6 protein-coding genes and 1 pseudogene are annotated in these 7,201 nt (G+C 74.1%); 5 read left to right on the forward strand and 2 right to left on the reverse strand.

Going from position 1 to position 7,201, the window contains the following annotated elements; all coding sequences use genetic code 11:
• Positions 1–590, forward strand: a 590-nt coding sequence (locus tag DZG00_RS10245) for an alpha/beta hydrolase (RefSeq protein WP_233550115.1), incomplete at its 5' end; no start/stop codon positions are given.
• 42 nt (positions 591–632) lie between these two features.
• Here the strand turns inward: DZG00_RS10245 and DZG00_RS10250 are convergent.
• Positions 633–1,079: an META domain-containing protein gene (locus DZG00_RS10250; RefSeq protein ID WP_233549078.1), complete on the reverse strand. Its 447-nt coding sequence runs from the start codon at positions 1,077–1,079 to the stop codon at positions 633–635.
• Positions 1,080–1,135: 56 nt separating this feature from the next.
• Between DZG00_RS10250 and gatC the strand changes: the two genes are divergently transcribed.
• From gatC to DZG00_RS10270, 4 genes are read left to right on the forward strand one after another with little or no spacing between them, the layout of a single operon-like run.
• Entirely contained in the window at positions 1,136–1,519 is a 384-nt protein-coding gene (gene gatC / locus DZG00_RS10255; RefSeq protein WP_119382223.1) for an Asp-tRNA(Asn)/Glu-tRNA(Gln) amidotransferase subunit GatC, read from the forward strand.
• 7 nt (positions 1,520–1,526) lie between these two features.
• Positions 1,527–3,074 (forward strand): Asp-tRNA(Asn)/Glu-tRNA(Gln) amidotransferase subunit GatA, encoded by a 1,548-nt coding sequence (gene gatA, locus DZG00_RS10260; RefSeq protein WP_119382222.1) that lies wholly within the window; start codon positions 1,527–1,529, stop codon positions 3,072–3,074.
• On the forward strand, positions 3,074–4,576 hold the full coding sequence (gene gatB / locus DZG00_RS10265) for an Asp-tRNA(Asn)/Glu-tRNA(Gln) amidotransferase subunit GatB (RefSeq protein ID WP_119382221.1): 1,503 nt from the start codon (positions 3,074–3,076) through the stop codon (positions 4,574–4,576). Before gatA ends, gatB begins: the two co-directional genes overlap by 1 nt.
• The gene (locus tag DZG00_RS10270; RefSeq protein ID WP_119382220.1) at positions 4,573–6,210 is read left to right on the forward strand and encodes an ABC-F family ATP-binding cassette domain-containing protein; all 1,638 of its coding nucleotides are present in this window, start codon (positions 4,573–4,575) and stop codon (positions 6,208–6,210) included. The genes gatB and DZG00_RS10270 overlap by 4 nt, the downstream gene beginning before the upstream one ends.
• 18 nt (positions 6,211–6,228) lie before the next feature.
• Here DZG00_RS10270 and DZG00_RS10275 read toward each other — a convergent pair.
• Positions 6,229–7,201, reverse strand: a pseudogene (locus DZG00_RS10275) (hypothetical protein); the annotation flags it as partial.

The raw sequence follows: 7,201 nt of genomic DNA on the forward strand, positions 1-7,201 counted from the left end.
CGACGCTCCTCGGCGCGGGGGCCGACGCGGGCGGCGTCGCGACCATCTCCTGGATCGGCTACCGCACGCCCGACCTGCTGGGCATCCAGTCCCTCGACCTCGCGCACGAGGGCGCCGACCACCTCGAGGGCGCGATCCAGGGCATCCAGGGCCTGCGCCGCGACGACCCGCCGTACCTCACGGTCATCGCCCACTCCTACGGGTCGACCGCGGCCCTGCTCGCGCTCTCGAGCGGCCGGGCGTCCGTGGACGCGCTCGCCGTGGTCGGGTCGCCGGGCGGCGCGGTGCGCGACGCCGGGCAGCTGGACGTGCCCGCGGGGCGCGTCTTCGTGGGCGAGGCCCCGGGGGACCCGGTGGTCGGCTCGTCGTACTTCGGGTCGGACCCGGGCAGCGCGTCGTTCGGGGCGGCGCACTTCGGCGTCACCGGCACGGGCGGGTCGGCGGGCGTCTCGGCCGACGGTTCGCTCGCGGGCGTCGTCGGGCACAACAGCTACTTCGACCGCGGCACGGAGTCCTTCCGGAACCTCGCGCTCATCGGGATCGACCAGCCGGTCGAGCGCGACGTCCACGCGGACGCCAGCGGGAGGTAGCGGCGGGCGGCAGGCCGGCGCGCGCGGTGGCAGGCGGCCGGGTCAGCCGCGGCTGCGCTCGGCGTACTCCAGGCGCACGTCGTCGGGTCCCGTCGCGACGAGGCGGCCGTCGTCCACCCGCAGCGACGAGACCTCCACGAGGTCGTGGAGGTAGCGGGCCTCGAGCCCGCCGTCCTCGCACGGGAGCGTGCCCGGGACGACCCCGCGGAGCATGCCGTCGCCCTGCTCGGCCATCGGGCCGGAGTAGTCGTTGCAGGGCCCGCGGCCGCTGACCTGGCCGCCGCCCACGCGCATCGTGATGAGCGCGTCGCCCACGCCGAGGTCGCCCGCGGAGTCGGACCCGGCGACGAGGTGCCAGTTCCCGCGCACGTCGCTGACGGGCGCGCACCCGGCCAGGGGGACGAGCGCGAGGGCCGCGACGGCGGCGGCGACGGTCCCGCGGGTGCGTCCGGATCGGGGTCGGGCGGGGATCCGGGCTGCGGTGGGCATGGGGGTCACGCTAATAGAATCTCCCGGTACCCCCGCACACAGTCCTTTGGAGACGCATGCCCGACACCCGGCCCGAGCCCGCCGACGCGACCAGCGGGGACGAGACCCCCCAGGCGCCGTACTCGCAGGCGCCGACCCCCACGGAGCAGATCAGCCGGGAGCAGGTGGAGCACCTCGCCGGCCTCGCGCGCATCCGCCTGAGCCCGGAGGAGATCGACCAGCTCACGACCGAGCTCGGCCTCATCGTCGAGTCGGTCGCCAAGGTCACCGCGGTCGCGGGCCCCGACGTCCCGGCGACGAGCCACCCGATCCCGCTGGTCAACGTCTACCGGCCCGATGTGCCGGGCGAGACCCTCACCACCGCCCAGGCGCTCCAGGGCGCACCCGAGCACGACGGATCCCGCTTCAAGGTGTCCGCGATCCTCGGCGAAGAGCAGTAGGAGCACCATGACCGACGACCTCACGCGCCTCAGCGCCGCCGACCTCGCCGACCGCCTCGCCTCCCGCGAGGTGTCGAGCGTCGACGCCGTGCGCGCCCACCTCGACCGCATCGACCACGTCGACGGCGACGTCCACGCGTTCCTCCACGTCTCCGGGGAACGCGCGCTCGGGCGCGCCGCCGAGATCGACGCCCAGCGCGCCGACGGCGCACCGCTCGGCCCGCTCGCCGGCGTGCCCATCGCCATCAAGGACGTGCTCTGCACCATCGACATGCCGTCCACCGCGGGCTCGCGCATGCTCGAGGGCTGGACCCCGCCGTACGACGCCACCGTCGTGCAGCGCCTCCGCGCGGCCGGCCTCGTGCCGCTCGGCAAGACCAACATGGACGAGTTCGCGATGGGATCGTCCACCGAGCACTCCGCGTTCGGCGCGACCCACAACCCGTGGGACCTCGACCGCATCCCCGGCGGCTCGGGCGGCGGATCCGCGGCCGCGGTCGCCGCGTTCGAGGCGCCCGTCGCGCTCGGCTCCGACACCGGCGGCTCCATCCGGCAGCCCGCGGCGGTCACCGGATCCGTCGGCGTCAAGCCCACGTACGGCGGCGTGAGCCGCTACGGCGCGATCGCGCTCGCGTCCAGCCTCGACCAGGTCGGCCCCGTCTCCCGCACGGTGCTCGACTCGGCGCTCGTGCACGACGTGATCGGCGGCCACGACCCGCGCGACTCCACGTCGCTCACCGACGCGTGGCCCTCGTTCGCCGAGGCCGCACGCGCCGGGCAGCGCGAGGGATCCGTCGAGGGCCTCCGCATCGGCGTCGTGAAGCAGCTCGACGGCGAGGGCTTCCAGGCCGGCGTCACGCAGCGCTTCCGCGAGGCGCTCGACCTGCTCGAGCGGGCCGGCGCCGAGATCGTCGAGGTCTCCGCGCCGAACTTCGAGCACGCCATCGCCGCGTACTACCTGATCCTCCCCGCGGAGGCGTCGAGCAACCTCGCCAAGTTCGACTCGGTGCGCTTCGGCCTCCGGGTCAACCCGGCAGGCGGCGGCACGGTCGAGGACGTCATGGCCGCGACCCGCGAGGCCGGCTTCGGCCCCGAGGTCAAGCGCCGCATCATCCTCGGCACCTACGCGCTGAGCGCCGGCTACTACGACGCGTACTACGGCAGCGCGCAGAAGGTGCGCACGCTCATCCAGCGCGACTTCGACGCCGCCTTCCAGCAGGTCGACGTGCTCGTCACGCCGAGCGCGCCCACCACGGCGTTCAAGCTCGGCGAGAAGCTCGACGACCCGCTGGCCATGTACCTCAACGACCTCACGACGATCCCCGCGAACCTCGCGGGCGTCCCCGGCATCGGCCTCCCGATCGGCCTCGCGCCGGAGGACGGCCTGCCCGTCGGGATCCAGTTCATGGCGCCCGCCCGCGAGGACGCGCGCCTCTACACGGTCGGCGCCGCGCTCGAGGGGATCCTCGAGCGGCAGTGGGGCGGACCCCTGCTCGCCCAGGCACCCGAGCTCGCGCGCGCCGCGACGCGCACCACGGACGGAGACACGCACTGATGGCCAAGGCAGAGCTGATGGACTACGACAAGGCCATCGAGATGTTCGAGCCCGTCCTCGGGTTCGAGGTGCACGTGGAGCTGAACACGCGCACGAAGATGTTCTCCGACGCCCCGAACTTCTTCGGCGGCGAGCCCAACACCAACATCACGCCGGTGGACCTCGGGCTCCCCGGCTCGCTGCCCGTGGTGAACGAGCAGGCCGTCAAGCACTCGATCAGCCTGGGCCTCGCGCTCGGCTGCGAGATCGCGCCGAGCTCGCGCTTCGCCCGGAAGAACTACTTCTACCCGGACCTCGCGAAGAACTACCAGATCAGCCAGTTCGACGAGCCCATCGCGTTCCGCGGATCCGTCGAGGTGGAGATGCCCGACGGCCGCATCGTGACGGTGCCGATCGAGCGCGCGCACATGGAGGAGGACGCCGGGAAGCTCACGCACGTGGGCGGCGCGACGGGCCGGATCCAGGGCGCCGACCACTCGCTCGTCGACTACAACCGGGCGGGTGTGCCGCTCGTGGAGATCGTCACCGACATCATCTACGGCGCGGAAGGCGAGGCGCCCGAGCTCGCGAAGGCGTACGTGTCGACCATCCGCGACATCGTCGTGGCGCTCGGCATCTCGGACGCGAAGATGGAGCGCGGCAACCTCCGCTGCGACGCGAACATCTCGCTGAGCCCGCGCGGATCCGGGAAGCTCGGCACCCGCACGGAGACGAAGAACGTCAACTCGCTCCGCAGCGTCGAGCGCGCCATCCGCTACGAGATCCAGCGCCAGGCGGCGATCCTCGCCGCCGGCGGCACGATCACGCAGGAGACGCGCCACTGGCACGAGGACACCGGCCGCACCTCGGCCGGGCGCCCGAAGAGCGACGCCGACGACTACCGCTACTTCCCGGAGCCCGACCTGCTGCCCGTGCAGCCGAGCGCGGAGCTGATCGCGGAGCTGCGGGCGGCCCTGCCCGAGGCGCCCGCGATCCGCCGCCGCCGGCTGAAGGCGGAGTGGGGCTTCACGGACCTGGAGTTCCAGGACGTCGTGAACTCCGGGCTCCTCACCGAGCTCGTGGACACGGTCGAGGCGGGCGCGGCACCGCAGGCTGCGCGCAAGTGGTGGACGGGGGAGATCGCCCGCATCGCCAACGCGCGCGGCGTGGACGCGGCGACGCTCATCACCGCGGAGCAGGTCGCGTCCGTCATCGAGCTCGTCGAGTCCGGCACGCTCACCAACCGCCTCGCGCGCGACGTGATCGAGGGCGTCATCGACGGCGAGGGCACGGCGCAGGAGGTCGTGGACGCCCGCGGCCTCGCCGTCGTGTCCGACGACGGGCCGCTCATCGCGGCCATCGACGAGGCCCTCCAGGCGCAGCCCGACGTGCTCGCGAAGATCCGCGACGGCAAGGTCCAGGCCGCGGGCGCCGTCATCGGCGCGGTCATGAAGGCCATGCGCGGCCAGGCGGACGCGGCACGCGTCCGCGAGCTCGTGCTGGAGCGCGCGCAGGCCTCGTGACCGCGACCCTCGTCGCCCGCGGCCTCGCCGGAGGCCACGGGCACCGCACGCTGTTCTCCGGGCTCGACCTGACGGTCGCGCCCGGGGACGTCGTCGGCCTCGTCGGCGCGAACGGCGCGGGCAAGAGCACGCTGCTGCGGCTCCTCGCCGGAGTCGACGCGCCCCAGGACGGCCGCGTGCTGCTCTCGCCCGCCGATGCGTTCGTCGGCTGGCTGCCGCAGGAGCACGAGCGGATCCCGGGGGAGACGGTCGCGGGCTACGTCGCCCGCCGCACCGGGTGCGCGGAGGCCTCGGCCGAGCTGGACCGCACGGCGGTCGCCCTCGGCGAGGGCCTCCCCGGCGCCGACGACGCGTACGCCACCGCGCTCGACCGCTGGATGGCGAGCGGCGCGGCCGACCTCGACGAACGCATCCCCGTGACGCTCGCGGAGCTCGGCCTCGACCTGGATCCCGCGCTCCCGACCGCGGGCCTCTCCGGCGGCCAGGCCGCGCGCGTCGCCCTCGCCGCGCTGCTCCTCAGCCGCTTCGACGTCGTGCTCCTCGACGAGCCCACCAACGACCTCGACCTCGACGGCCTCGCCCGGCTGGAGTCCTTCGTGCGCGGCCTCCGCGGCGGCGTCGTGCTCGTGTCGCACGACCGTGAGTTCCTCGCGCGCTGCGTCACCACCGTCGTCGAGCTCGACCTCGCGCAGGACAGCGTGCGCGTCTACGAGGGCGGCTACGACGCGTTCCTCGAGGAGCGCCAGGTCGCGCGCCGACACGCGCGCGACGCGTACGAGCAGTTCGCCGACACCAAGGCCGACCTCGTCGCCCGCGCCCGCACGCAGCGCGAGTGGTCGTCGCAGGGCGTCCGCAACGCGATGCGCAAGGCGCCCGACAACGACAAGATCCGCCGGAAGGCGTCGGCGGAGTCCAGCGAGAAGCAGGGCCAGAAGGTCCGACAGATGGAGAGCCGCATCGCCCGCCTCGAGGAGGTCGAGGAGCCGCGCAAGGAGTGGGAGCTCGCCTTCACCATCGGGCAGGCGCCGCGATCGAGCGCCGTGGTCGCGACTCTGCGCGAGGCCACCGTGACCCGCGGCGGCTTCACCCTCGGTCCCGTGTCGCTGCAGGTGGACGGCGGCGATCGCATCGGGATCACCGGGCCGAACGGCGCCGGGAAGTCGACGCTGCTCGGGCTGATCCTCGGCCGCGTCGTCCCGGACACCGGGGAGGCCTCGGCCGGCCGGAGCGTCCAGGTCGGCGAGATCGACCAGGCCCGCCAGGCCCTCCGGGGCGACACGCCGCTCGCCGAGTCGTTCGCGGAGCAGGTGCCGGACATGTCGCCCGCCGAGGTCCGCACGCTGCTCGCGAAGTTCGGCCTGCGGGCCGACCACGTCACGCGTCCCGTCGACGGCCTCTCGCCCGGCGAGCGGACCCGCGCGGGGCTCGCGCTCCTCCAGGCGCGCGGCGTGAACATGCTCGTGCTCGACGAGCCGACCAACCACCTCGACCTGCCCGCCATCGAGCAGCTGGAGCAGGCGCTCGAGGGCTACGACCGCACGCTCCTGCTCGTCACGCACGACCGGCGGATGCTCGACGCGGTCCGCCTCGACCGGCACTGGCACGTGGACCGGGGCGTCGTCACCGAGTCCTGACGCCCATGACCGTCGCCGCTACTGGTAGGTGACGAGGTCCGGGACGGGCGAGACGTCGCGCATGGTCTGCTCGGGCGTCAGCATCGGCGTGTCCTCGTCGATGAAGTTCTTCCAGCCCCACGCGAGGCCGGCGGGCGCGTCGGCGTGCAGGGCGCGCCAGGTGGCCTGCTTGTCCGGCTGGCCGCCCTGGCCGTCCGCGTGGACGAGCATCGCGAGCTCCGGGTGCGACATGTCGAGCGACGCGCGGTCCTGGATCATGCTGAGCCGGAACTGGTGCAGCACGAGCATCTTCTGCGGCAGCCCGTCCTCGCGCACGAGGCCCGCGAGCCAGTCGGTGGTCGCGTCGACCTCGGCCGCGGAGACGCTGCCGATCTGCTTCAGCGGCACCTGGTCGGGGCCGAGGCGCCATTCGGGGTCGAGCGCCAGACCCACGTTCGGCTGCGCGAGCACGGACTCGTAGCGCTTCGCCTGCGTGAGGAAGTCGGTGCGACCCGGCTGCAGGTCGATGACGACGTAGACGCCCGCGTCCCGGGCCGCGTCGATCCACGGCTGCAGGGTCTCGACGGGCACCTCGTTGGAGTAGTCGCCGTCCGGGCCCGCGCTGCCCGCGGCCACCGTCGCGATCAGCTCGAACATGGGGATCACGGGCTCGTCGGAGTACGGCTGGTACTCCGCGGCCTGCGCCTTCGCCCGCGCCACGGCGTCCGCTGGGCCCTGCTCGCCGAGCACGCCGAGGGCGCCCGTCCCGGCGGCGCCGTAGAGCGCGACGTAGCGCTTGCCCGGCAGGACGAGCTGGCCGCCGCCCGGCAGCTGGTCGCCCGTGGCGGCCGTGCGGATCCGGCCCTCGAGCGAGGCGTCGTCCGCGTAGGCGGCGCCGACGGCGATGGTGCTCGTCGCGCCCGCGTCGTGCAGGGCGGCCACCGCGTCGGCGGAGGCGCGCGGATCCGGGGACGCCTCGGGCACGACGGTCACGTCGATGCCGGCCGCGCGG

This window comes from Clavibacter lycopersici, assembly GCF_003576405.1.
GTDB classification, from domain to species: Bacteria; Actinomycetota; Actinomycetes; order Actinomycetales; family Microbacteriaceae; genus Clavibacter; species Clavibacter lycopersici.

Bases quoted from the DNA above. Each gene is read 5' to 3' on its own strand.
- gatA (WP_119382222.1), top strand. From the start codon at position 1,527: ATGACCGACGACCTCACGCGCCTCAGCGCCGCCGACCTCGCCGACCGC.
- gatC (WP_119382223.1), top strand. From the start codon at position 1,136: ATGCCCGACACCCGGCCCGAGCCCGCCGACGCGACCAGCGGGGACGAG.
- gatB (WP_119382221.1), top strand. From the start codon at position 3,074: ATGGCCAAGGCAGAGCTGATGGACTACGACAAGGCCATCGAGATGTTC.
- DZG00_RS10250 (WP_233549078.1), bottom strand. From the start codon at position 1,079: ATGCCCACCGCAGCCCGGATCCCCGCCCGACCCCGATCCGGACGCACC.